At 66.9% G+C, this 23,056-nt stretch carries 25 protein-coding genes and 2 pseudogenes; 16 read left to right on the plus strand and 11 right to left on the minus strand.

The window, feature by feature from the left end; genetic code table 11:
• Positions 1–198: 198 nt before the first annotated feature.
• Positions 199–816, plus strand: a complete 618-nt coding sequence (locus tag ACTXG6_RS34980) for a TetR/AcrR family transcriptional regulator (RefSeq protein ID WP_445183614.1) — start codon at positions 199–201, stop codon at positions 814–816.
• Here ACTXG6_RS34980 and ACTXG6_RS34985 read toward each other — a convergent pair.
• The 4 genes from ACTXG6_RS34985 to ACTXG6_RS35000 form a co-directional block, all read right to left on the minus strand.
• The gene (locus tag ACTXG6_RS34985) at positions 795–1,247 is read right to left on the minus strand and encodes a hypothetical protein (RefSeq protein ID WP_445183615.1); all 453 of its coding nucleotides are present in this window, start codon (positions 1,245–1,247) and stop codon (positions 795–797) included. The two genes, ACTXG6_RS34980 and ACTXG6_RS34985, sit on opposite strands and share 22 nt — an antisense overlap.
• A 68-nt stretch (positions 1,248–1,315) precedes the next feature.
• Entirely contained in the window at positions 1,316–1,906 is a 591-nt protein-coding gene (locus tag ACTXG6_RS34990; protein ID WP_445183616.1) for a TetR/AcrR family transcriptional regulator, read from the minus strand.
• 74 nt (positions 1,907–1,980) lie between these two features.
• Positions 1,981–3,024, minus strand: coding sequence for an LLM class F420-dependent oxidoreductase (locus ACTXG6_RS34995; protein WP_445183617.1), 1,044 nt, complete (start codon positions 3,022–3,024; stop codon positions 1,981–1,983).
• Between the two features lie 88 nt (positions 3,025–3,112).
• Entirely contained in the window at positions 3,113–3,895 is a 783-nt protein-coding gene (locus ACTXG6_RS35000) for an enoyl-CoA hydratase/isomerase family protein (RefSeq protein ID WP_445183618.1), read from the minus strand.
• A gap of 151 nt (positions 3,896–4,046) precedes the next feature.
• Here ACTXG6_RS35000 and ACTXG6_RS35005 point away from each other — a divergent pair, with 151 nt between their 5' ends.
• The 3 genes from ACTXG6_RS35005 (at position 4,047) to ACTXG6_RS35015 (ending at position 6,333) form a co-directional block, all read left to right on the plus strand.
• A complete protein-coding gene (locus ACTXG6_RS35005; RefSeq protein ID WP_445183619.1) occupies positions 4,047–4,532 on the plus strand; it encodes a winged helix-turn-helix transcriptional regulator in 486 nt (161 codons plus the stop codon).
• A 176-nt stretch (positions 4,533–4,708) separates the two neighbouring features.
• Positions 4,709–5,485 (plus strand): nuclear transport factor 2 family protein, encoded by a 777-nt coding sequence (locus ACTXG6_RS35010; RefSeq protein ID WP_445183620.1) that lies wholly within the window; start codon positions 4,709–4,711, stop codon positions 5,483–5,485.
• A complete protein-coding gene (locus ACTXG6_RS35015) occupies positions 5,482–6,333 on the plus strand; it encodes a 3-hydroxyacyl-CoA dehydrogenase family protein (protein ID WP_445183621.1) in 852 nt (283 codons plus the stop codon). The genes ACTXG6_RS35010 and ACTXG6_RS35015 overlap by 4 nt, the downstream gene beginning before the upstream one ends.
• Before the next feature lie 65 nt (positions 6,334–6,398).
• Here ACTXG6_RS35015 and ACTXG6_RS35020 read toward each other — a convergent pair whose 3' ends face one another.
• The gene (locus ACTXG6_RS35020; RefSeq protein ID WP_445183622.1) at positions 6,399–7,061 is read right to left on the minus strand and encodes a GntR family transcriptional regulator; all 663 of its coding nucleotides are present in this window, start codon (positions 7,059–7,061) and stop codon (positions 6,399–6,401) included.
• 64 nt (positions 7,062–7,125) lie between these two features.
• On the opposite strand from ACTXG6_RS35020, the gene ACTXG6_RS35025 reads away from it, so the two are divergent.
• The 3 genes from ACTXG6_RS35025 to ACTXG6_RS35035 all read left to right on the plus strand — a co-directional run bounded on the left by ACTXG6_RS35025 (position 7,126) and on the right by ACTXG6_RS35035 (position 9,830).
• Positions 7,126–8,070, plus strand: a complete 945-nt coding sequence (locus tag ACTXG6_RS35025; RefSeq protein ID WP_445183623.1) for a C-terminal binding protein — start codon at positions 7,126–7,128, stop codon at positions 8,068–8,070.
• Positions 8,070–8,948, plus strand: coding sequence for an alpha/beta fold hydrolase (locus tag ACTXG6_RS35030; RefSeq protein WP_445183624.1), 879 nt, complete (start codon positions 8,070–8,072; stop codon positions 8,946–8,948). The genes ACTXG6_RS35025 and ACTXG6_RS35030 overlap by 1 nt, the downstream gene beginning before the upstream one ends.
• A 111-nt stretch (positions 8,949–9,059) precedes the next feature.
• Positions 9,060–9,830, plus strand: a complete 771-nt coding sequence (locus tag ACTXG6_RS35035; RefSeq protein ID WP_445183625.1) for a fumarylacetoacetate hydrolase family protein — start codon at positions 9,060–9,062, stop codon at positions 9,828–9,830.
• 114 nt (positions 9,831–9,944) lie between these two features.
• Here ACTXG6_RS35035 and ACTXG6_RS35040 read toward each other — a convergent pair whose 3' ends face one another.
• Positions 9,945–10,880 (minus strand): MBL fold metallo-hydrolase, encoded by a 936-nt coding sequence (locus tag ACTXG6_RS35040; protein ID WP_445183626.1) that lies wholly within the window; start codon positions 10,878–10,880, stop codon positions 9,945–9,947.
• Between the two features lie 371 nt (positions 10,881–11,251).
• On the opposite strand from ACTXG6_RS35040, the gene ACTXG6_RS35045 reads away from it, so the two are divergent.
• Together ACTXG6_RS35045 and ACTXG6_RS35050 are read left to right on the plus strand one after the other, a co-directional pair.
• Positions 11,252–12,202, plus strand: coding sequence for an alcohol dehydrogenase catalytic domain-containing protein (locus ACTXG6_RS35045; RefSeq protein ID WP_445190180.1), 951 nt, complete (start codon positions 11,252–11,254; stop codon positions 12,200–12,202).
• Between the two features lie 76 nt (positions 12,203–12,278).
• A complete protein-coding gene (locus tag ACTXG6_RS35050; RefSeq protein WP_445183627.1) occupies positions 12,279–13,235 on the plus strand; it encodes an NADP-dependent oxidoreductase in 957 nt (318 codons plus the stop codon).
• Positions 13,236–13,382: 147 nt separating this feature from the next.
• Here ACTXG6_RS35050 and ACTXG6_RS35055 read toward each other — a convergent pair whose 3' ends face one another.
• Positions 13,383–14,108, minus strand: a complete 726-nt coding sequence (locus ACTXG6_RS35055) for a TetR/AcrR family transcriptional regulator (RefSeq protein WP_445183628.1) — start codon at positions 14,106–14,108, stop codon at positions 13,383–13,385.
• 52 nt (positions 14,109–14,160) lie between these two features.
• Between ACTXG6_RS35055 and ACTXG6_RS35060 the strand changes: the two genes are divergently transcribed.
• A complete protein-coding gene (locus tag ACTXG6_RS35060) occupies positions 14,161–14,412 on the plus strand; it encodes an aromatic-ring hydroxylase C-terminal domain-containing protein (protein WP_445190181.1) in 252 nt (83 codons plus the stop codon).
• Here the strand turns inward: ACTXG6_RS35060 and ACTXG6_RS35065 are convergent.
• Entirely contained in the window at positions 14,386–15,297 is a 912-nt protein-coding gene (locus tag ACTXG6_RS35065) for an aldo/keto reductase (RefSeq protein WP_445190182.1), read from the minus strand. The two genes, ACTXG6_RS35060 and ACTXG6_RS35065, sit on opposite strands and share 27 nt — an antisense overlap.
• A gap of 137 nt (positions 15,298–15,434) precedes the next feature.
• Here ACTXG6_RS35065 and ACTXG6_RS35070 point away from each other — a divergent pair, with 137 nt between their 5' ends.
• On the plus strand, positions 15,435–15,950 hold the full coding sequence (locus ACTXG6_RS35070) for a hypothetical protein (protein WP_445183629.1): 516 nt from the start codon (positions 15,435–15,437) through the stop codon (positions 15,948–15,950).
• Between the two features lie 427 nt (positions 15,951–16,377).
• On the plus strand, positions 16,378–16,836 hold the full coding sequence (locus ACTXG6_RS35075; RefSeq protein ID WP_445183630.1) for a DUF1841 family protein: 459 nt from the start codon (positions 16,378–16,380) through the stop codon (positions 16,834–16,836).
• A 14-nt stretch (positions 16,837–16,850) separates the two neighbouring features.
• On the opposite strand, the gene ACTXG6_RS35080 is transcribed toward ACTXG6_RS35075, so the two are convergent.
• Positions 16,851–17,633, minus strand: a complete 783-nt coding sequence (locus tag ACTXG6_RS35080) for a transposase (protein WP_445183631.1) — start codon at positions 17,631–17,633, stop codon at positions 16,851–16,853.
• 153 nt (positions 17,634–17,786) lie between these two features.
• On the opposite strand from ACTXG6_RS35080, the gene istA reads away from it, so the two are divergent.
• Both istA and ACTXG6_RS35090 read left to right on the plus strand, forming a co-directional pair.
• A complete protein-coding gene (gene istA / locus ACTXG6_RS35085; RefSeq protein WP_445183632.1) occupies positions 17,787–19,331 on the plus strand; it encodes an IS21 family transposase in 1,545 nt (514 codons plus the stop codon).
• A 4-nt stretch (positions 19,332–19,335) separates the two neighbouring features.
• Entirely contained in the window at positions 19,336–19,788 is a 453-nt protein-coding gene (locus ACTXG6_RS35090; protein ID WP_445183633.1) for an ATP-binding protein, read from the plus strand.
• Here ACTXG6_RS35090 and ACTXG6_RS35095 read toward each other — a convergent pair.
• Positions 19,754–20,467: pseudogene (locus ACTXG6_RS35095) on the minus strand (IS256 family transposase); the annotation flags it as partial. The gene ACTXG6_RS35090 and the pseudogene ACTXG6_RS35095 overlap by 35 nt on opposite strands.
• Before the next feature lie 96 nt (positions 20,468–20,563).
• On the opposite strand from ACTXG6_RS35095, the gene ACTXG6_RS35100 reads away from it, so the two are divergent.
• The gene (locus tag ACTXG6_RS35100) at positions 20,564–22,141 is read left to right on the plus strand and encodes an ISL3 family transposase (RefSeq protein WP_445183634.1); all 1,578 of its coding nucleotides are present in this window, start codon (positions 20,564–20,566) and stop codon (positions 22,139–22,141) included.
• A 37-nt stretch (positions 22,142–22,178) separates the two neighbouring features.
• Here the strand turns inward: ACTXG6_RS35100 and ACTXG6_RS35105 are convergent.
• Positions 22,179–22,754: pseudogene (locus ACTXG6_RS35105) on the minus strand (transposase); the annotation flags it as partial.
• Between the two features lie 8 nt (positions 22,755–22,762).
• Here ACTXG6_RS35105 and ACTXG6_RS35110 point away from each other — a divergent pair.
• A complete protein-coding gene (locus tag ACTXG6_RS35110; protein WP_445183635.1) occupies positions 22,763–23,041 on the plus strand; it encodes an ATP-binding protein in 279 nt (92 codons plus the stop codon).
• The last annotated feature ends 15 nt before the right edge of the window (positions 23,042–23,056 follow it).

Consider the following 23,056-nt stretch of genomic DNA (forward strand, 5'->3'; position numbering starts at 1 on the left):
CTGGGAGCATGAGGCTCTTCCTGACGAACCGGCGGCAGCGCCGGTGGCGGAGTGCGAGGTAGTTGGTGTCGACCTCATCACAATGTCGCTCGACAGCGTTTCTACGCGCACGACACCCCCGTGTCAATGTCGGTTAACATTGAAGTGCTCGATCCTGACCGCTACAGTCGTGTCGAGCGCAGGGCTGGGGAGACGACAGTGGGTATCACGAAGCAGCAGGCCGCGGCGAACCGCGAAGCGATCGTCAGCGCCGCGGACGGCCTGTTCCGCGAGCGCGGAGTCGAAGCAGTCGGCCTCAACGAGCTGATGGGCGCGGCCGGACTGACCCGCGGCGGCTTCTACAACCACTTCGCCTCGAAGGACGCGCTCGTCGACGCCGTCCTTGCCACGGCGATGGCAATCGGGTCGGGCAACCTCGACCGGGCCATCACGGCGTCCCGGGCCCGCGGCAGCGACCCGTTCACCGAGCGCATCGACTGGTACCTCTCGCCCGAACACCGCGCCGACATCGAGCACGGCTGCCCGAACGCAAGCTTCGCCGGCGACGCCCGCCGACTCGACCCGGCCGCGCGCACCCACTACGCCAAGGGCCTGGCGGAGAACCTCGACCGCCTCGCCCAGATCGTCGACACCCCCGAACTCAGTGAAGGCGAGCGGCGAGCGCGCGCGATCGCACTGTTCAGCGAGATGGTCGGCGCACTACTACTGTCCCGCGCCGTCGCAGACGCCGACCCGGCCCTCGCCGACGAAATCCTCGAGAGCGCCCGCACCGACCTGCACAACCGGCGTGGCACTCAACCTGGAGGGGCTTCGTAGAACAATCCGGAACCGAGGGAGTCGCCCAGCCGTCGACTCATCTCAGCCGAGAAAGCGAGGAGCCCGCCGAGCGGCCGATGGTGAACGGCCACGTTGTCGACCAGTCCGGCACTGTCGAAGCTGAGAACCGTGACTCCCTCGAACTGCCGATCCAGAGCCTCGAGCTTCCATTCGAGATAGCTGCGGTCGGGCGCCGTCGACTCGCGGGTGAAACTCAACGCATCAGTGATACCGCCAGCGGCACGCAGGCTCGTCCACACCTTCTCGCGCCCCTCGATCGGCGCGGCGAAGATGCTCCCCTCCAGCCTCACGTGTGGCGCCACCACTTCGCCGAAAGCCACCCCGGACCGGTCGCTCAGTGCCTCTTGCCAAATCGGGAGGAAAGGACCGACCACACGAGTGCGTTCTTCTTGCATCTTCTTGCCCCTCATCCGAGCGGAAGTCCCACCACAATGTCGTTCGACAGTGTTTTTACGCGCACCACAGCGCACTGTCAATGTCAATCAACATTGAAACTGGGCACCGCGGCGGCGACCAGCGCTGTGGAAACGGTGCGGGCCGCGGCCTCCGCGCTCGGGTCGCGGTCCATCCACGCGCTGATCGCGGCGCCGTCAAACAGCAGTACGAGCTGCTGGGCGAGAGCTTTGGGATCGCGTGCCCCGGCCTGTTGGGCCAGGTCGAAGAACAGCGCGTGTACCCAACGACGGAAGGTGTGTGACTCCTGTAGGGCTGTGCTGCCCGGGCGGGCTTCCGCGCTGGCGGAGATGAACGGGCACCCGTGGAAGTCCGGGTCGGTGAACGACTGCCCCTGGATTTCGAATGCGCCGACCAAGCGTTCTTTGGGTGTGGCGAAACGCCGCTCCAGTTCGTTCTCCATACGCTGTTGGTAAGCCTCGTGGCGTGCTTTCAGGTAGGCGCGGATCAACTCTTCTTTGCTGCCGAACGCGCTGTAGAGCGTCGCCTTGGCCACGCCGGCACGTTCGATAACGCGGTCAATACCGACAGTGTTGACGCCCTCGGCATAGAAGAGCTCGTCCGCCGCCTGGAGCAGGCGCCGGCGTGCGTCTTCCGCACGCTCTTTGGCGCTCATACCCATAACCCCAAGGGTATCCAACCAGTGCGCGCCTCATGAGGGACGCCGAGGCCGAGCTCCGGCGAATCAGGTCACAGGCCGTCGGCGAGCTCCACGATCCGCGCGATCTGATGCACCATGGCGGCCGGGTCGGCACGCAGTGGTGTCATGTTCAGCGTCGTGACACCACTCTCGGCCAGTGCGGCCAGCCGCTCCTTGATCAGGCCGTCCGGGCCCAGCAGGCCGACCCCGTCGATCAGCGCGTCCGGCAGCGCGGCGGCCGCCTCGTCCTTCTTGCCGTCCAGGTAGAGGTCCTGCACCGTCTTCGCGGCATCCTCGAACCCGTAACGGCGGGCCAGGTCGTTGTAGAAGTTCTTACCCCGCGCGCCCATACCACCCACGTAGAGCGCCAGCAGCGGCCGGATCGCATCACGCAGCGCCGGTAGGTCCTCGCCGATCGCGACCGGGATCTGCGGCACCACGTCCAGCTCACCCAACTCCGGGGCCCGCTTCGCCTTGCCGGCGGCCAACGCGTCACCCCACACGTCGGCGGCCCGCTCCGGCACGTAGAACAGCGGCTGCCAGCCGTTCCCGATCTCCGCGGTGAGCTCGACGTTCTTCGGCCCGATCGAGGCGATCACGATCGGAATGTCGGCCCGCACCGGGTGGTTGATCAGCTTGAGCGGCTTGCCCAACCCGGTGCCCTGCCCCTCCGGCAGCGGCACCTGGTAATAGCGCCCCTGGTACTGCACCCGCTCCCGCCGCCACACCTGCCGGCAGATCTCCACCAGCTCCCGGGTGTGCCCGAGCGGCGCCGTGTAAGGCACGCCGTGGAACCCCTCGATCACCTGCGGACCCGAGGCACCGATACCCAGGGTGAACCGGCCGCCGGAAACGTAGTCCAGCCCGGCCGCCGTCATCGCGGTCAGCGACGGCGTCCGGGTGTAAAGCTGCAAAATGCCCGACGCCAACTCCAACCGCTCGGTGCGCGCCGCAATGAAGCCGAGCAGGGACACCGCGTCGAAGCTGTACGCCTCGGGCACGAACAGGATCTGCAGACCGGCCCGCTCGTAGTCCGCGAAGGCCACCCTCTCCTCGAGCCCACCGCTGTGGTTCAGCGTCATCCCAATACGCACGAACAGCTCCTCAGCGTCGGGGCGATCAGTCGCGGGTCGGGCCCGAGCGTCCCAGGCCAGACGGTCGAGGCGTTGTCATCGTGGTCACTCAGCGGCCGGCGAACACGGCGTGCCCGGGGCCCTTGTCGGCGAAGGTGTCGAGAGCTCCGCGAAGATCTTTGGTGTCGAACAGCGCGCCCGCGGCCCCGGGGGCGATCCGATCGGCTTCCTCGACTCCGCCGCGAGCCCAGCCGCGCAGGACGGCCTTGGTAGCCGCGTGGGCCCGGGTCGGTCCGGCCGCGAGTGCCCCCGCGAGCCGCTCTGCCTCGGTGTCGAGAACGTCATCATCGACGACCTGGTCGATACCACCCCATTGCCACAGCTGCTCGGCCCCCAGGCGTGCCGCGGTCATCACCAGATTGCGGGCGCGACCTATCCCGACCCGTTCGGCCAGGCGTTGCGTGCCGCCCATCGACGGGGTCAGCCCCACGGTTGCCTCTATCAGTCCGAACGACGCCGACCGGGCGGCGACGATGAAGTCACATGCCAAAGCCAGCTCAAAAGCCCAGGTCAGGCACAGTCCATGCGCGACGAACACAGTCGGGCAGGGCAGCCGGTTGACTCGTGTGGCCAGCTCGATCATCTCGGTGAAGAGCCGCTGCCCCTCGACCGGATCGGCGATCTTGCGAAAGAGGCCGATGTCCACGCCGGCGCTGACCACCCGGCCTTCGGCTCTCACCAGCACCGCCCTGGGCGTGCGGGACTCGAGCTCCCCCAGCGCCGTCGCCAGCCCGATCTGGACGCCACGGTCCCAGAGGTTCAGCGGAGGGTTGGCCAGGGTGAGGGTGGCCAGGCCGTCGTCGCCGATTCGCACCGCCCAGGGTGAGTGCACTTGTCCTCCTCGTCCGGTCGTACGCGAACCGGGACCGGCCGACCGTGGAGGGGCGACCCCAACCAACCCCGTGGCAGTGCCGGACCGTGCTGACTGCTCTAAAAGAAGCTAGGGGTAATGCTCCGAGCGGTCAACCCTTACCCTTCGAGGCGTGCGGTGGCTGGAATGTGACACGTTCAATTGCTCGGTGCAGCGCGCCCTCGACGTCGTCGGTGACCGATGGTCGCTGCTGATCCTGCGCGAGGCCTTCCACGGTGTCCGCCGGTTCGACGACATGGCTACCCACCTCCGGATCTCCGAGTCGGTACTGACCCGCCGGCTGCGCGGACTGATGGAGGCCGACGTCCTGACCCGTGTCGCCTACCGCGGCCCAGGCGCACGCACCCGGTACGAGTACCGACTCACCGAACGGGGCATGGAGCTGTTTCCTGTGATCACCGCGCTGATGCAGTGGGGTGATCGACACCTCGTCGACGAACCCGCGAGCGCCTGGAGCGTTACCCACAAGACCTGTGGGGAACCCGTGGAAGTGGTCGTCCGCTGCGTGCACGACCACGAGGTTCTCGACCCCTACCAGACCCGCACCGAACCCGGCCCGGCCGCGCGCCGGCTGCCCACCTCGACCGAAGCGGGCTGAACAACTCCTTCCGACCTCCGGATCGCACCCAGGCACACTCGTTCGGCCCCCGTCAGCTCCCACACCGGCTACGGGCTCCACTTCCTTCTTGACGCGTTTAGACCTGTCTGTCTAAGTTGTCCCTCACGTTGCGGTGCCGGTTGAGTGGCGCCTCCCAGCGGAAAGGAGCGGTCGACGTGCATCCCCTCGTCGGCTTGATGCGGCGGTTCGCCCTCGACTGGTTGAGCCGCGCCGACGTGGACGCCTGCGCCGAGATCATGGATCCCGGGTACTCGATTCTGATCGGCGGGCACACGCTGTCCGGTCGCGACGACGCCTACATCCCCGGCACTCTCGCCCAGCTGCACCGATTTCCCGGCGTGCTGCTCACCGTGCAGGAGCTGTTCACCAATGGCGAGCAGGTGGCGATGCGCTTCACCGAGCACGGGCCGTCCCGGGCGGATGACATGGCGCCTGCCGCGTGGACGGGCATCGGTCTGTTCTGGTGGGACGGCGCACGGCTGGTCCGCAACATCACCGAGGAGGACTACCACTCCCGGCGCCGCCAACTCGCGCAGCGTGCCAGTGACCCTGTCGAGGGACCTGCTCCGGCACCGTGGGCGGCGGCGCCACTGGATCCGGATCCCGCGGCCGAGACCGCCGTCCGGATCTGGCTGGAGAAGGGTGAGCTCGGGGCCGTCGTGCTCGACGACGGATGGACGGGCCAGCCGACGCCGGCACTGCTCGAGGTCACCGAAGTCCACGTGGACGAGCTGTTCTCGGCGGGCGACAGCGTTGCGTTCCACGTGATCCACACAGGTCGCTACCTCGGGGGCTTACCCGACACCGACGACAGTGTCGGGCGCGAGGCACAGCTGTCCGCCGTGGGGATGGTGCACGTCGGCACCGGCGGGACGATCACCGGCCGGGTGGTGCGCGACCGCGTCGGGCTGCGACGGGCGGTGCGTCGATGAGCGGAATCAGCGGCGTCGGGGTGATCGGTGGCGGCACGATGGGCATCGGGATCGCCTATGTCTTCGCCACCGCCGGGATTCCCACCACGGTTGTCGAACCGGATGTGGGGCGCGCGAGCACCCTGCGTTCCGCCCTGCTCGGACGGGCTCGGCGCGGTGTGGAGCGCGGCAGGCTCGACGCGGCGCGGGCCGATGCGCTCGACGGCCTGCTCAGTGTGGTCAGTGCGGTCGAGGCGCTAGGTGCAGAGCTCGACCTGGTCGTGGAGTCGGTCCCGGAACGGCTGGCGCTCAAGGCCGAGGTCCTCGCCGCCGCCGAGCGCCGGGAACCAGGACTGCTCGCGACGAATACCACTGCCCTGTCGATCGACGAGCTCGCGGCGGGCCTCGCGCGACCCGAGGCGTTCCTCGGGATGCATTTCTTCAATCCGGTCTGGTCGCTCCCGCTCGTGGAGATCGTCCGGGGAAAGGCCACCGGTGATGGCGCAATCGCCGCCGCGCGTGCCGCGTCAACGGCGATCGGCAAGGAGTCGATCCTGGTGCGGAACGTGCCGGGGTTCGCGACGAGCAGGCTCGACAACATCGCGGCCTTCGAGGCCATGCGCATGCTCGAGGAGGGCGTGGCCAACGCGACCGACATCGATCGTGCCGCGGTGCTGGCGTATCAGCATCCAATCGGCCCGTTGCGCTTGTCGGACGTGGTCGGACTCGACGTCCGGCTCGACGTCGCCCGCAACCTCTCGCGGATCTACGGCGAGCGCTACGCCCCGCCCACGATCCTGACAACGCTGGTCGAGCGCGGGGATCTCGGGCGCAAGACCGGGCGCGGCTTCTTCGAATGGACCCCATGAGCCGCGACGCGTCCGGGAAGCCCCATGCACTCGGAGACAGCGGACCACGGACTCAGAGCATCGGGCTAGGCGAGGCTGCCCTGGGAGTTGCGGACGATCTCCTCCTCGACGACATGCAGATGCAGGCTCCACTCCGCGGCCAGGCGCTCTCCGTCCCCGGCGATGAACGCATCGTGCAGGCTACGGTGATCCCGCGAGGGCTGGTCGGTACGAAACGCGGCGGCGGTGAGCAGCACGTAGCGATCGGACACGCTCCAGAGCTGGCGGATCGTCCGAGCCGACACCGCGCCGAGGTCGACGTCCAGAAGCGACCAGTGGAACTCTCGATGCGCATCGAGCCATGTCGGAGCGTCGCTGTCGGCGGCATTCTCCAGCTCTTCGAACGCTCGAGTCACCCGATCCGACGCGGCGCGGGATTGCTTGGCGGCGGCCTGGCGAGACAGCGGGGGCTCGATCAACCGTCGCAGAGCGTAGACATCGCGCAACTCCGCAAGCGACACAGGACTGACACGCGTCCCGCGACGTGGGAGCGTCTCGACCCACCCCTCGGCCTCCAGGGTGCGAAGCGCTTCGCGCAGTGGGATGACCGAGACGTTGAACCGCTCTTGAAGATCACGGAGCACGAGCCGCTCGCCTGGCGCAATGGCGCCGGCCAGGATCATCTGCCGGATGACGCCGACGAGATCACGGCTCAGGCCAGGCGAGCACACCGTGGTGTTGGGGAACATGCGCCCCATCATCCACCTTCAGCCACTGATTGACAATTCATAAATTATGAACTAGCTTCGCAACATGAAGGTACTGCTCACGGATCAGGCTTTCCCGGACACCGACCTCGAAAGCGAGATCCTCGCCGAGTCGGGTCATGACCTCATTGTCGCGTCCTCTCCCGAAGACGTGCGGAAGCTCGCCCCCGAGGCTGACGCCATCCTCAACGCATTGGCCCCCATCGGGGCGGATCTGATCGCGATGATGACCAAGGCGCGCATCATTGCACGCTACGGAATCGGGGTGGACAACATCGACGTCGAAGCGGCGGCCAGCAGCGGGATCGTCGTCACCAACGTGCCGGACTACTGCGTGGAAGAAGTCGCCTCCCACGCGGTAGCCATGGCGCTGATGCTGTTACGGAACCTCCAGCGGGCCGACGAATCCGCGCGAGCGGGTCAATGGGGCGTAGGCTCTGTCCGCCCACTCCATCGCATATCGACACTCACGGTCGGACTCCTGGGGTTTGGACGCATCGGACGACTGGTCGCCACGAGCATGGCGAGCTTCGGATGCAACATCCTTGTCTACGATCCTTATGCGGCACAAATTCCAGGTCCGTTTCAGCGCGTGGACCAGGACGAGCTGTTCACCAGATCGAATATCTTGTTCCTGCACGCACCGCTCACGCCCGAAACTCGCGGGATCGTGAATGAGGCGATGCTCTCGAAGCTGCCCAGCGAGGCGATCGTCATCAATGCCGCGCGAGGTCCGCTTGTTGTCCTGGATGATCTGGTCGCCGCCCTTCGCTCCGGCCATCTCAAAGGCGCGGCGCTGGACACTTTTCCGGTCGAACCACTCGACCCGAACCTGATCGCGGATGTGCCGAATCTGCTACTGAGCCCGCACACCGCGTTCTACTCGGAGGAAGCAATCAAGGAGTCGCAATTGAAAGCAACGAGACAGATCGTCAAAGTCCTCGCGGGCGAACCGGCGGACTACCCGGTGAAGGCGGTGACCTCGCCGTGATGACCGCCCCAGCGGTTGATCACCACACAGCCCAGTTGAACGGGATCAAAATCCATTGGGTTACCGCGGGGTCAGGGCCGCCCGTGTACCTCCTACATGGTTTTCCAGAAACCTGGTTCGCCTGGCGCAAACAGATCGCCGCGCTCGCCGAGTCCTTCACCGTCGTCGCCCCTGACCTCCGCGGCTACGGGGCTACCGATAAGCCGGTGTCCGGTTATGACAAGCGCACGATGGCCAACGACGTCATCGCCCTCATGGACCACCTCGGCCACGACAGGATCGCCTTGGTGGGACACGACCGGGGCGCGCGAGTAGCGACACGCCTGGCGAAGGACCACGCCGCCCGCATCGACCGGCTTGTTGTCATGGAGAACATTCCGACCAGGATTATCGGTGAGAACGCCACCAACCCCAAGATGCAGGCGGCCGGATGGTTCCTTCAGTTCTTTAATGTGCCCGACCTTCCCGAGGCGCTTATCGCCGGCAAGGAACGCGAACTGTTGAGCTTCTTCTACCGGACGTGGTCATACAATCCGGACATGCTCACCCCCGAAGAGATCGACGTCTATGTGCGAGAGTATGAGCGACCGGGCAGCGTTCGGGGATTCTGCTCGGACTACCGCGCCCGAGGGGTAGACATCGCGCAGGACATCGAAGACAAGGACGTGCTCATCGGATGTCCTGTCCTATCAATATGGGGGGTCGACTCCGAAGCCGTCGGCCAGGCGTTCGACGTGAAAGCCGTATGGCAGACGATGGCTTCCGACCTGACCACGCTCGCCATCGACAGATGCGGTCATCTATGCCAGGAGGAACAGCCCGAGATCGTAAACGAATCCCTTACGGCCTTCCTGTCAACCTGGTCCCACGTCAGCTGAATCACTAATGGGAAAGAGTCAACCGTGCGCTTCCTCAGAATAGGAGAGCCTGGCCACGAACGGCCGGCCGCTCTCATCCCGGGCACCCAAACAGCTTACGACATTTCCACCGTGACCGATGACATCAATGGCGAGTTCTTGCGCACGTGGCAATCCAAGAGAGATATCATAAGTTCGGGAATCTTCCCGGTCCTCGATTTCAGCGAGATCCGCATCGGACCGCCTATCGCACGGCCGCACGCCGTGTACGGCGTCGGCCTCAACTATGCCGATCATGCTGCCGAAGCGAAGCTAGATCTTTCCGCTGAACCTGTGGTGTTCTCGAAGACACCGAACAGCCTGTGCGGCCCCCATGACGATGTGGTTTTCCCGCTCGGCTCGAAAAAAGGAGACTGGGAGGTTGAACTCGGCGTCGTCATCGGCACACCGGCATACCAGCTGTCATCAATCAGCGACGCCGCCGAGGTGATCGCCGGCTATGTGGCCGCTAACGACGTCTCCGAGCGAGCGTGGCAACTCGAACATGGCAACCAAATCATGAAAGGCAAGACGTTCCCGACAGCCAACCCGGTCGGCCCGTTCCTGGTCACCGCGGACGAGGTCCCCGACCCGGGTGCCATCTCCCTCGATCTGCGGGTGAACGGCATCGAGCGGCAGCACGGCACTACGGCGAATCTCATTTTTCCCGTTGAACACGTGGTCTGGTATATCAGTCAATTCGCTCGACTCGAACCGGGCGATCTCATCAACACCGGTACACCGGCTGGCGTCGGAATCGGACACACACCTCCGGTATTCCTCGAGGACGGGGACGTCATCGAACTCTCGGTCGGAGAACTGGGGACGCACAGAAGTCGCGTGGTGATACCCAAGGCGGCATAGCGCTGAGTGGGCAGGTTCAGAGCCCGGCGGACTGGCGCAGTAATGGATAGCGGTCCACGCGGCACCGCCGCGGGCGATGTCGCGTGGACCGCAGAGTTCGACGGTGCCTTGCAATCAGCTGCCTTCGGCGTCGTTAACGTACGGGATCGGGATCCACCGGTAGCCCGTGCCGTCTCGTCGCACGTGCCCTATCCCCGGAAAGTGTGCGTGTGGCATGGCGACCAGGTAGCCGTGTTCGGCGGCGTCGGCCAGGGACTTCAGGCGCTGAGCCGCTGCCTGTTTCTGATCCACGTCAAATGTGATGGTCACGGTAGGGACCTCAAACTGCACTTCCGGCACGTGGATCAGGTCTCCCCAGAAGACGATCTTCTCTCCCCTGTCCTCGAGGATGTATGACACCTGTCCCGGTGTGTGCCCATACGCGGCCGCGGTGCGCAGACCAGGGAACAGTTCCACGTCGACGTCGTAGGTCTGGACACTCCCATCGGCCAGGTACGGCCGTACCGTCTCCTCGAAGAGATTGAACCAGTCGAGTGTGTGACCGGTCGCGCGCGCCGCGTTCTCCTTGCTTGCCCAGTAGTCGAGCTCTGTCTTGTTCACGTGCAGCTTGGCGTTGGGGAAGACCTTGCGGCCGCCGACCATGAGACCTCCCGAGTGATCGGGATGGATATGCGTCAGCAAGATGTCGGTGACGTCCCCAGGGCCAAGACCAATGGCACTCAAGCTCCCCGAGAGCTTGTTCAGCTTCGGGCCGAGCACCTCGCCGGCTCCGACGTCGACCATGAGAAGACGGTCGCCGAGCTCGATCAAAAATGAGTTCATCGAGGCACGGTTCGGCGACTTCTCATAAGACTTGGCGAGGATCTGGTCTACTTCCTCGGGGGTTGTATTCCGCAACTGATCCCGCTGATACACCCGGACCGTCCCGTCCGACAGCGCGGTGATATTGATGCCCCCTACCTTCACGCGGTGAAAACCCGCCTGACTACGCGCGAGCTCGGAAGCCTCGGCGAAGGCAATCGGCGGATCGGGCGTCAGAGCCGTTGACATAATTCCTCCCAGGGACCTGCCATCAGGCAGGGACGGCAACTTCCGGATGAGACGCAGGCTAGCTTCGGGCCAACCAAGGGTCAATTATAATTCATAATTTATGCGGTATGCACCTGGTCGCACACGCCCGACCTGGAGTGGGGTTGCACCTTGTTCGCGGCCCCCGACCGACAGTTACCTAGAGTGACGACCAGTCGCCACCCGTCCGCTCCTGTGACCTCCTTGCTGTTTCGCCGACCCGTGCATAGTCTCTCGTTTAGACCTGTCTGTCTAATCGTGGGCCGGTGAGAGAAGGAGAGACCGTGTCGAGGTACCGGTGTGTGGAGGTTCTGAAGCCTGGTGGGTCACTGGGGTTGGCCGAGCGTGAGCTGGTGGAGCCGGGTTTTGGGCAGGTTCGGCTCGTGGTTGAGGCGTGCGGCGTGTGCCATACCGACTCGGAGTTCGTGGAAGGCCAGCTGCCTGGGTTGAGTTTTCCGGTGACGCCAGGTCATGAGGTGGCCGGGCGGATCGACGTCGTGGGTGCGGGTGTGCGGCGTTGGCGAGCTGGTGATCGGGTCACTGTGGGCTGGTCGGGTGGGCATTGCGGCTACTGCGACCCGTGTCGGCGTGGTGAGTTCGTGCACTGCGAGGAGGGCTACATCACCGGGGCGACGTATCCGGGTGGCTACGCGGAGTCGATGGTGGTTCCGGCCTCCGCGCTAGCGCGGATTCCCGAAGAGCTCTCCGCCGCCGATGCCGCGCCGATGGCCTGTGCAGGGGTGACGATGTTCAACTCGCTGCGCCGTAGCGGTGCCCGAGCTGGGGATCTGGTGGCGATCCTTGGCCTGGGTGGGCTGGGGCATCTGGGTGTTCAGTTCGCGGTCAAGATGGGTTTTCGCACGGCGGTGATCGCGCGTGGGCAGGAGAAGGCCGGGCTGGCAATGCAGCTCGGCGCGCACCACTACATCGACTCCACCGCGACCGACGTCGCCGCCGCGTTGCGGGAGCTGGGCGGGGCGCGGGTGGTGCAGGCGACCGCTGCCAACGCCGACGCGATCGCCGGCACGGTCGACGGGCTCTCCCCCTACGGCGAGCTGCTGACCCTCGCGGTACTCGCCGACCCGCTCGCGGTCAGCCCGCTACAACTGATCCTGGCGTCCAAATCCATCAAAGGACACCCGGGCGGGACCGCGATGGACGTCGAGGACACCCTCGACTTCGCCGCCCTGCACAACATCCGCCCCCTGGTCGAACAGCTTCCCCTTGACCGCGCGGACGCCGCCTACCAACACATGCTCGCCAACCAGGCCCGATTCCGCGTGGTCCTCACCACCCACCGCTGATCGTGGCGAGCAGGCGGCACGGCCTGGAAACCAACACCCTCAGATGCATGGAATGCCCATGGCGGAACGGACTCCGATGAAAGCAATTGGCCTGACCGAGTTCGGCGGCCCCGAGGTACTGCGGGTGGTTGAACTCCCCTCACCCGAGCCCGGCTCCGGTGAGGTGCGGATCCGGGTCCACGCCGTCGCGGTGAACCCGACCGATACCACGTTCCGTGCGGGCCGCCGTGCCGCGCAGCTCGCCGACCGGACGCCGCCCTATATCCCCGGTATGGACGTCGCCGGGGTCGTGGACGGGGTTGGCGAGCACTCCGATGGCCGCCTCGCTGTCGGAGATCCGGTCGTCGGCCTCGTCATCCCGATGGGCCCGCACGGCGGAACCTATGCCGAGCAGGTCGTGGTCGACCAGCGCTCGGTGATCCACGCACCGAAGGGCGTCAGCGCCGCCGCGGCATCCACGCTGCTACTCAACGCCGTCACCGCCCACCTCGCACTCGATGCGCTGGACCTCAATGCGCCACAAGCGGTCGCGATCACCGGCGCGGCCGGCGCGGTCGGCGGGTACGCCGTTCAGATCGCCAAGTCCCGCGGCTTGACCGTCATCGCCGACAGCTCGGCCGGGGACGAAGCACTGGTGTCCGCATTCGGTGCCGACCACGTTGTCGCCCGCGGCGACGATCTGACCAGGCAAATCCTGGATATCGCGCGGGCCGGGGTGCCCGGACTGACCGATGGCGCACTACTCGACGGCGCCGCCCTCGCCGCGGTGGCCGACGGCGGCGCGGTCGCGACCCTGCGGGGATGGAACGGCCCCACCGAACGCGACATCCGCATTCATCCCATCTCCGCGCCCGACGCCGCGACCGACACCGCCCTCCTCGAGGCGCTCCGCGACCTTGCCGAGGCCGGCACGATCAGCCTCCGCGTCGCCGACATACTCCCCGCCAGCGCGGCCGCCGAAGCACATCGCCGACTGGCCGCCGGCGGCAGCCGAGGCCGCTTGGTCCTGGACTTCCAGAGCGGACTCTCATGACCGAGATGAGACGCCCGGCGAGTACCTCGCGCCGCATGTCGTCGAAGGCGTAGGTGGCCCCCGAGTTCGCCCCGCCGAAGGTCGAATCGGACTGAGCCACTAGACAATGCGCTCCGAGGCGATGAGTGGAGTGCGATCCGGATCGGGCTAGCGGTGTGCGAGGCCGTCGATCATCAGGGCGAGGGTGAAGTCGAACCTGTCGTGGCCCTCGCCGGCGGTGAGCTCGGCGGCGTGGCGGGTGGTGTGCGGGAAGGTCTCGGCAGGCGGGGCGGTGAGCCGGCGTCGCAGTTCGTCCCGGTCGAGGACCCAGGCAGCGTCATCCTGTTCCGATCGCTGGCGCCTGATCGATGCCTCGAGGCAGTAGGCGGCCACGTACAGCAGGAGGGCGTCGATGGCCCAGGCGGCGGTCTGCGGGGCGACGCCGCCGGCGAGCAGGATCGCCAGCATTCCTTCGCTGACTCGGAGGATCTCGAGGTCGGTGGGGGCCATGGCGAGCGCGCCGCGGGAGATTCCGGGGTATTTCAGGTACTGGTCGCGGAACTGGGCGCACACGCCGCGGATCTGCTCCCGCCAGGACGCGGGGTCAGGCTTGGGGAGGACGAGCTCGGCGCACAGTCGGCCGATGAGCAGCTCGTCCAGGTCGGCCTTGTTGACCACGTGGGCGTAGAGCGAGGCGGGTCCGGTGTCGAGCGCGCCGGCCAGCCGGCGCATGGTCAGCGCCTCGTAGCCCTCTCCTGCGATGACGCTCAGCGCGGTGTCGACGATCTGCTCCACGCTGATCAGGGTCCTGCGGCGCCGCGGCCTGGGGGCGGCTTCGACCTCGGGGTTCGGCGGCTGGTGGCGTACCGCGCGCCGCACTCTCGGGTTGTTCACCCAGCCACCATAGCTTGACACGAACGTCGTTCGTATATAGAACGATGTTCGTCTGCTCGACCGCACTCCGGACGCCGCGTTCGCCCGCCTCGCCTCGGCCTGGGCTGGGCGGGTGAGTAGCGTGACCGACGACCATGCTGGTCATCCGCTGCCGACCGGGGTGTTGGTACGCCCGGACGGGGTGGTCGCCTGGGCCTCCGACACCAGCACCGACACCAGCACCGACATCGCCGGCCTCGAATCCGCCCTGCACCGATGGACCGGCGCGCCGTCGCCCTCACCCGAGCACGAGCCGGTGGGCTGAACCTCGCCACCGGGCCCTGGGCGTCAGCTCGCCTTCGGCGGTCTCGTCGGCCCGGCGCCGACGCCGAGATCGACGAGCGCAACCTCGATCTCGTCGAGGTCGTCGTCGGTCAGGGCGAAGTCGGCGGCGCCGATCCAGCCGTCCACCTGGTCGGGCGAGCGCGGGCCGACGATCGCGCCGGTCACGCCCGGCCAGCTGAGCACCCACGCGACGGCGACAGCCGCGACCGTCGCGTCGTGGCGCGCGGCGATGGGGCGCAGGCGATCGGTCGCGCAGTGCCAGGTTCGCCTGCAGCGCCGGCGGCGCGAAATGCGTGAAGTCGATGTGCCAGCGCCGCCAGTCCCGGCTGTCCATCAGCGCCAGTCGCTCGGCGGAGAAGGTGTCGGTCAGCAGGCCGGCCTGCAGCGGGCTGTAGCAGATGAGCCCGGTGCCGTTCTCGGCACACCAGGGCGCGAGCTCGGCCCCCGCGCGCCCGTCGATCAGCGAGAACGGCGGCTGCAGCGAGCCGACGTGGTGGATCTTCTCGCAGCGCTCGAGCAGGTCCACGTCGAAGTTGGACACGGCGCCGGCCCTGACCTTGCCCTGCTCGATCAGCCGGCCCATCTCCGCCCAGGAATCCTCGACCGGCACGCCGGTGCCGTCCGGCCAGTGGAACTGGTAGAGGTCGATCCGCTCGACGCCAAGGCGCCGGAGCGAGGCGTCGCACTCCTGGCGGATCGAGTCCGGGCGCAGGCAGCGCACCGGGTCACCGAACACGTCCGAGTCGGACCAGCGCAGGCCGCACTTGGTGAACAGGTACGGCCGTTCCTCTTCGGGCTTGCCCGCGATCGCGCGCCCGACTATGCCGCCGCGCGATTGACCGCGCTGCTCGCCAAGCGCGGTGATCTGACCGCACTCACCACCCGCGCCGACGCCGGCGACCGCCGAGCCGCTGCGGAGCTGGCTAGGCTGTTAGCGGCTCGCGGTGATCTGATAGCTCTCGCTAATCGCCCGACGCCGGGGATACCCGGGCTGCGTGGCGGTTGGCCGGGCTGCTCGCCGAGCGCGGTGATCTGGCCGCACTCACCACCCGCGCCGACGCCGGCGACAAGGAAGCCGCCGGGCGATTATCCTCGTTGCTCGCCAAGCGCAGTGACCTGGCCGCACTCACTGCCCACGCCGACGCCGGCGACCGTTATGCCGCCGAGGAGTTGGTCGAACGGTTGGCGGCCCGCGGCGATCTGCCCGCACTCACTGCTCGCGCCGACGCCGGCGACATCACCGCCGTCAAACGGTTGATCGTGCTGCTCGCAGAGCGCGGTGATCTGACCACGCTCACTACCCGCGCCGACGCCGGCGACCGTTATGCCGCCGTGGCGCTGACCGACCTGTTGGCGGCCCGCGGCGATCTGGCCGCACTCACTGCTCGCGCCGACGCCGGCGACACCACTGCCGCCCGCCGATTGAACGTGCTGCTCGCCAAGCGCGGTGATCTGACCACGCTCACTGCTCGTGCCGACGCCGGCGACAAAGATACCGCATGGATTTTGAGGCGCTGAGCCGCAGCGCCGGGTAACCACCGGCTGCGGCTGCCACCTGATGCGGGACTGGCCTAACCGGGTGATACAGCGACTGTTGCTTAAGCGCCGGGTGTACGTGGTGGTCAGAAACTCACTGGTCACCGTCCCGCAGCGCATCGCGCGCGGGCTCGGCCATCAGCGTCTTGGCCCATCCCCTGATGCGATCTGTGACGCTTCTATGTATGTCAAGTCCCCGAAGCAATCTCGAGGCGGTGTGGGTGTGACCTCGTCATGGTGGGGGTGGATCTGAGAGTGTGGGTCGGTGAGCTCGGCTGGTCGCGGGAACTGTTCGCGGAAGAAGCTTCGGCGGGTGCAGCGCGCGCGGCAGCCCGGCCCGCGGTTGCGCGGGCTCGATCAAGGCCTTGACTCGGCTGCGGTTGACGCTGATGGCGCGGAGAGCTACGTCGTGGGGGTTGCCCCGTCGGTGCTGGCTGACCCCGCTGCGAGGGGGGAGCTGCTGGCGCGTCGCCGGTTCACTGTCCCGACCATCGTGACCAGCATCGACGGTGGCGAGGCAGTCGAGCTTGACCCAGCCGATGAGGACCAGCGCGAACTGTTGATCCTCGCCGAGCATCGGGAGTATCGAGCGGTGCTCGCTGATCCGATGTCGGACGGGTTGGTCGAGGGCGTCAACCCTCGGCTGCACGTCGTGTTGCACCGGGTCATCGCCAACCAACTCTGGGACGACACCCCGGCAGAGGTGTGGCAAGCCGCCCGGCGGCTTCTCGCCCAGGGTCATGACCGGCACACGATCTTGCACGCGCTGGCCTACGAACTGAGCCAGGAGCTCTACCCCGCTCTGACCGGCCAGCACGCCCCCGACCCGGACATGACCGCTTACCGAGCTCGGTTACGGGCGCTGTGAGCAGCCCGGATGAGTCATAGGCTGTGCGCAGCGGTGGCGGGAGCCATCGCGGTGGCGAGGGTGCGGTAGAGCTGGCGGGTGATGTAGCGCTTGATGCAGCGTCGGATCTCCCTGGGGGTCTTGCCTTCGGTGGTGCGCCGGGCCACGTAGGCCTGGGTGGCGGGGTCGCTGCGGATCCTGGTGTTGGCGATGACGTGGATGGCCTTGTTGAGTGCGCGGTCGCCGCCGCGGTTGAGTCGATGGCGCACGGTGCGCCCGCTGGAGGCCTCGATCGGGCTGGTTCCGGCGAGGGAGGCGTACGCGGCGTCGTTGCGACACCGCCCGGGGTGGGAGAACGAGACGATGGCTTGCGCGCCGCTGACCGGCCCGATCCCACGCCGGTCAGTCAGCCCCGGAGCGAGGTCGTTGACGATCGCGGCTAGCTCGGCTTTGTTGGCCTTCAGCATCCGAGCCGCCTCACGCAGCGCCAGAGCCAGGCGGCGGACCTCCGCGTGACGCACGGCCTGGGCTCGGCTGGCTTCCCGAGGCTGCCGACGTCTGACCAGCTCAGACAGGTTGGTCGTGGTGAGTTTCCCCCGGGCGAGACGACGGTCGGCGTCGCTCCCGTCCCGCGGTAGCGCCTTGAGGCGGTTGGTCTGCGCGGTGCTGGTGGTGGTCAGTTCCTCCCGCGCGCACAGCAGGATGCGCAGGGCCTCTCGGTCGCCGTCCGCGCGTGGGGTGGGCAGCTTGTCCGCGTCCAGGCCCAGTGCGAACAGCACCGCCAGGTGCGCGTCGATCGGGTCGGTGTGTGTGATCACCTGAGTGGGCCCCGGCTGGGCCTGTTGTCGTCACGAATTTCGGCCCCGCCTGGGTAGTGATCGCGTCGGTGGTGGGTGCGGCGTGTCGTCACGAATGTTGGCCCCACCTGTCGTAGCGATCTTCGCGTCGTGTTTGTCGGCGTGGAGGTCGCGGTGGCGAGGTCGCGGGTGGAACTGTTCGAGCAGATCCGGCGGGATCGGCGGGTCGAGGGGTTGTCGATCCGGGAGCTGGCGGAGCGGCATCGGGTGCATCGGCGCACGGTCCGCCAGGCGTTGGCCTCGGCGCTGCCGCCGCTGCGCAAGACCTACCCGTCCCGGGGCCGGCCGGCGATCGATGCCTACGCCGAGATCGTGGACGGCTGGCTGATCGAAGACCAGAAGATGCCGCGCAAGCAGCGCCATACCGCACGGCGGGTCTGGCAGCGCCTGATCGCTGAACACGGCGCCACCTGCTCGGAGATCACTGTGTCCCGATACGTCACCCGCCGGCGCGTGGAACTGGGACTGAATCGGGTCGAGGTGTCGGTGCCCCAGACTTATCCGCCGGGCGCGGAGGCCGAGGTCGACTTCGGCGAGTTCTGGATCAAGATTGGCGTCGAGCTGGTGAAGTGCTGGATGTTCGTGATGCGCCTGTCGTGTTCCGGGCGGGCGTTCCACGTCGCGTTCACCACCCAGGGCCAGGAGGCGTTCCTGCACGGCCACGTACTGGCGTTCGCCCACTTCGGCGGCATTCCGGGCCGGATCCGGTATGACAACTTGAAGCCCGCGGTGAGCAAGGTCCTTACCGGGCGCAACCGCCTTGAGTCTGACCGGTTCATCGCGCTGCGCTCCCATTACGGGTTCGACTCGTTCTTCTGCCGGCCGGGCAAGGACGGCGCGCACGAGAATGGCGGCGTCGAGGGCGACATCGGTCGGTTCCGTCGCCGACACCTCGTCCCGGTTCCCAAGGTCGGCTCGTTGGCCGAGCTGAACCGGCACATCGCCGCCGGGGACGTCGTCGATGACGCCCGGGTCATCACCGGCCGGCGGACCACGGTGGCCGCGGCGTTCGCCGCCGAGCTGCCGACCCTGGCCCCGCCACCGGCCGAGGCGTTCGATCCCGCGCTGCTGCTGCGCCTGCGGGTCGATCCGCGGGCGCGGGTCGCGGTGCGGCAGTGCTACTACTCGGTTCCCGCCCACTTCGTCGGCCGCCGGCTGGCGGTTCGGCTCTCGGCCACCACCGTCGAGGTCCTCGACGCCGGGAAGGTCATCGCTCGGCACGAACGCGCTGCCGGCCGCTACGTCGAGACCCTCGTGCTGGATCACTACCTCGAGGTGTTGGCGCACAAGCCCGGGGCGTTGCCCGGCGCGACCGCACTGGTCCAGGCCAAAGCCGCCGGCGTGGTCACCACCATCCACCAGCGCTACTGGGACACCGCGCGGCGGGCTCGCGGTGATGCTGCCGGGACCCGGGCGCTGATCGAGCTGCTGCTGGCGCATCGCAACCTGCCCCGCCACGCCCTGCAGGCCGCCATGAGCACCGCTATCGAGACCGGGCTGATCGACCCCACCGTGGTGCTCATCGACGCCCGCCGACACACCGGTCATACCGGCTCCGGCGAGCCCGGTGTCGTCCCGATCGGCGGCTGGGCCCGCTACGACCGGCCCGTCCCGACCCTGGCCGCCTACGACCAACTACTCACTGGAAGCGAGGGCTGAAGTCGTGCCCACCCGCAGTGACGAGGCCGCGCAAGCCTCCATCGGAGCCGCCGCACGCGAGCTGCGCCTGCCCACCATCCGCGCCGAAGCGACCCGGCTGGCCGAGATCGCCGACCGCGAACGCCAGTCCTACCTCGTCTTCCTCGCCGAAGTCCTGGCCGCCGAGGTCGATGACCGCACCGAACGGCGCCGAGCCCGACGCATCCTCGAAGCCAAATTCCCCCGCATCAAACGGCTCTCCGAGTTCAATCTCGACGCCGTCCCGACCATCCAACCTGCCCAAATCGCCGCACTGGCCTCAGGCAGCTACCTCGACGCCGGCGAGCCCGTCGTGCTGCTCGGCGACAGCGGCACCGGCAAATCTCATCTGCTCATCGGGCTCGGGCGGGTCTATCCCATGATCGGTGTTTCCGGCGATTTGGTTAGTAGGTTTCAGCGGCCGGCCAGCGGTCACTGAAGGTGATGGCGAAGGCGTTGATCACGGGTTGCCAGCGCATCGTCCATCGTGCGCGGCCTGTACCGGTGGGGTCCAGGCTGCGGGTCACAAGGTACAGGCATTTGAGCGCGGCCTGTTCGCTGGGAAAGTGTCCGCGTGCTCGCACGGCCCGGCGGTATCGTGCGTTCAGTGATTCGATCGCGTTGGTCGAACAGAGCACTTTCCTGATCTCCATGTCGTAGTCCAGGAACGGCACGAATTCGTTCCACGCGCCGCGCCACAGTCGGATCATCGCACCGTATTTCTTCCCCCATTTCTCCTCGAGCTCGTCCAACGCGACGAGCGCGGCATCGGGATTGGGCGCCGTGTAAATTGGTTTGATGTCACGCTTGATCGCGTCGGCGTCTTTGCGTGAGGTCAACCGGAACGTATTCCGAATGAGATGGATAATGCACGTCTGTACGATGGTCAGTGGCCATACGTTCTCGACCACCTCGGGCAGGCCCTTCAGCCCGTCGCAGACCACGAAGAACACGTCACGCACACCCCGGTTCTTCAGATCGACCAGCACGCTCATCCAGAACTTCGCCCCCTCGCCGCCGGTGCCGGCCCACAACCCGAGCACGTCCTTGCGGCCGTCCACGGTGACGCCGATAGCGGCGTACATGGGCCGGTTAGCGACCTGCCCGTCCCGCACCTTGGTTCTGGCGCACGTTGCGTGATCGGCCCTGTACTCGGCGTGTCGTAGGAATTTGTGGATCGGTCTCGCGAAAGATCACGGCAATGTGATCTTGAGGTGTTGCTGCCGCATCTGGAGTCGGTGGTCATCGAGGCCGTGACCGCCGGCGGCGCCGGGATAATTTTGGACGTTCGTGTCCGCGCGGCCGGGGCGGAGTGCTCGCGGTGCGGGCATGGTTCGGCCCGCGTGCACAGCCGCTATCAGCGGCGATTGGATGATGTTCCGATAGCGGATCGGGCGGTGGTGCTGCGGGTGCGGGTCCGCAGGTTCTTCTGCGACAACCCGAGGTGCGCGGCGCGCACCTTCGTTGAGCAGCCCGCGGCGTTGACCGGTCCGCGGTTGCGGCACACGTCGTTGCTGCGCTCGGCGCTGACCGCCATCGCGGTCGCGCTCGCCGGACGAGCGGGAACTCGACTGGCCGCGCGGCTGGGAATGCCGACCAGCCGCGACACCTTGCTGCGGCTGTTGCGCGGCCTGCCGGACCCACACGTCGGAAAGTTACCGGTGCTCGGCGTTGATGACTTCGCTCTACGCCGCGGCCATGTCTACGGCACCGTCGTGATCGACATGATTGGCGGCCGCCCGGTCGACCTGTTGCCCGACCGCGAGACCGCGACCCTCGAGGCCTGGCTACTCGATCATCCCGGGGTGGAGGTGATCTGCCGTGACCGCGCAGGCGCCTATGCCGAAGCAGCCCGACTGGGCGCGCCAGACGCCGTGCAGGTCGCCGATCGGTGGCACCTATGGCGCAACCTGGGCCACGCCGTGGAGAAAACGGTCAACGCGCACCGCGCCCACCTCACCCCTGTCACCTGCGCGGGCATATCTTCGGCGACAGCCGCCGGACCAGGGGCGGCGCCACCGCTGATCCGGTCTGTTCCGGAGAAGAAGATCGTCACCCGGATGCGGGAACAGCGCTCGGCGGTGCACGAACTCTGGGAGCAGGGCCTGTCGAAAGTGGCGATCGGTCGCCAGCTGGGCCTACACCCGGCCACAGTCCGCAAGCTCATCCAAGCGCGCTCGGTCGAGGACCTCACCGCCAAGACCGAGCAACGCGCGCACCTCGTCGATGAGCACATCGAGTATCTGCACCAGAGGTGGAACGAGGGTCAACGCAACGCCACCGGCCTGTTCCGGGAGATCAAGAAACTCGGCTATCCGGGCGGGGAATTGGCCGTCCAGCGCTACCTACGCCAATTCCGCGACGGTCGAGGACACGCCGCGCTACCCGGCCCGAAACCCCCAACCGTCCGCGAGGTCACGAGCTGGATCATGACCCACCCAGACCGGCTCCGCCCCGAGCACGCTCAGCATCTGAGCCAGATCCGGGAGACAGACACCGAGCTCGACCGGCTCACCACTCACGTCCGAGGATTCGCCACCATGATGACCGAGCTGCGCGGCGAAGACCTCCGACAATGGATCGTCGCCGTCGAGCAGGACACCCTGACACCGATGGCGTCCTTCGCCCGCAACCTGCGCCGCGACGAGGCCGCCGTCCACGCCGGGTTGACCCTGCAGCACAGCTCCGGCCGGGTCGAAGGCACCGTCAATAAGATCAAAATGCTGAAGCGACAGATGTTCGGCCGCGCCAACTTTGACCTCCTGCGCACGCGAGTCCTCCACGCCTGCTGATACCAACCAGCACAAATCACGCAACGTGCGCCAGAACCCGCACCTTGACCACGATGGCATCAACGAAGATCGCCACGTACACCGCGTCCAACGGCCAACTGGCCCACTCCTGCATCTCGGCCACGACCTTGTCGGTGATCCGTGAGATCGTCTCTTTCGAAACCGACGCGCCATAGATTTCGGAGAAGTGCGCCGAGATCTCCCCGGTCGTCAACCCTTTCGCATAGAGCGACAACACGATCTCGTCCACATCGGTGAGTCGCCGTTGACGCTTCTTCACAATCTGCGGCTCGAACGCGCTTTCCCGATCGCGAGGAACCTCAATCCGCACCTCACCGACAGCGTCAGAAATGACCGTCTTCGATCGGGTGCCGTTGCGCACATTCGTCGACTCACGACCAGCATCGGCACGATGCCTCTCGTGCCCGAGATGCTCGGTCATCTCCTCATTAAGCGCCGTTTCCAGAACGTTCTTGGTGAACAGCTTCAACAGCCCGTTTGGACCAGTGAGCTCCAGCCCACGCTGCCGAGCCTCGGCCACCATCGCTGCTGCGGCGGCCTGCTCCGGCGACAGCCCCCGGTCCGACCCCTTGATCTTCTTCTCTGTGCTCACAACGTCAGATGTCATCACTCACAGTGCCCATCCCGCCGGACCACGGCCCGGCGTGTCGGGCCGGAAACACCGATCTTGCAACAGTCCCGCTCGGGCTGGCCGCCTGCGAACAAGGCCGCCGAGTCCGCTACGTCATCACCGCCCAGCTGGTCAACGAGCTCGTCGAAGCCGCGAACGAGCGCGTCCTGTCCCGGCTGGTGGCCCGCTACGGTCGGCTAGATCTGCTCTGCCTCGACCTATGCCGACGTGGTGACTATGCCGAGTGGGCTTCGCTACCGGACCGCTGAGCTGGGGATTTCCTG

This window comes from Pseudonocardia sp. Cha107L01 (assembly GCF_052566575.1).

What these genes read in the sequence shown, in the direction of transcription:
- ACTXG6_RS34990 (WP_445183616.1), bottom strand. Translation starts at nt 1,906, where the DNA reads ATGAGCGCCAAAGAGCGTGCGGAAGACGCACGCCGGCGCCTGCTCCAG.
- ACTXG6_RS35040 (WP_445183626.1), bottom strand. Translation starts at nt 10,880, where the DNA reads ATGTCAACGGCTCTGACGCCCGATCCGCCGATTGCCTTCGCCGAGGCT.
- ACTXG6_RS35110 (WP_445183635.1), top strand. Translation starts at nt 22,763, where the DNA reads ATGTCATCACTCACAGTGCCCATCCCGCCGGACCACGGCCCGGCGTGT.
- ACTXG6_RS35025 (WP_445183623.1), top strand. Translation starts at nt 7,126, where the DNA reads ATGAAGGTACTGCTCACGGATCAGGCTTTCCCGGACACCGACCTCGAA.
- ACTXG6_RS35015 (WP_445183621.1), top strand. Translation starts at nt 5,482, where the DNA reads ATGAGCGGAATCAGCGGCGTCGGGGTGATCGGTGGCGGCACGATGGGC.
- ACTXG6_RS35030 (WP_445183624.1), top strand. Translation starts at nt 8,070, where the DNA reads ATGACCGCCCCAGCGGTTGATCACCACACAGCCCAGTTGAACGGGATC.
- ACTXG6_RS34985 (WP_445183615.1), bottom strand. Translation starts at nt 1,247, where the DNA reads ATGAGGGGCAAGAAGATGCAAGAAGAACGCACTCGTGTGGTCGGTCCT.
- ACTXG6_RS35020 (WP_445183622.1), bottom strand. Translation starts at nt 7,061, where the DNA reads ATGTTCCCCAACACCACGGTGTGCTCGCCTGGCCTGAGCCGTGATCTC.
- ACTXG6_RS35050 (WP_445183627.1), top strand. Translation starts at nt 12,279, where the DNA reads ATGAAAGCAATTGGCCTGACCGAGTTCGGCGGCCCCGAGGTACTGCGG.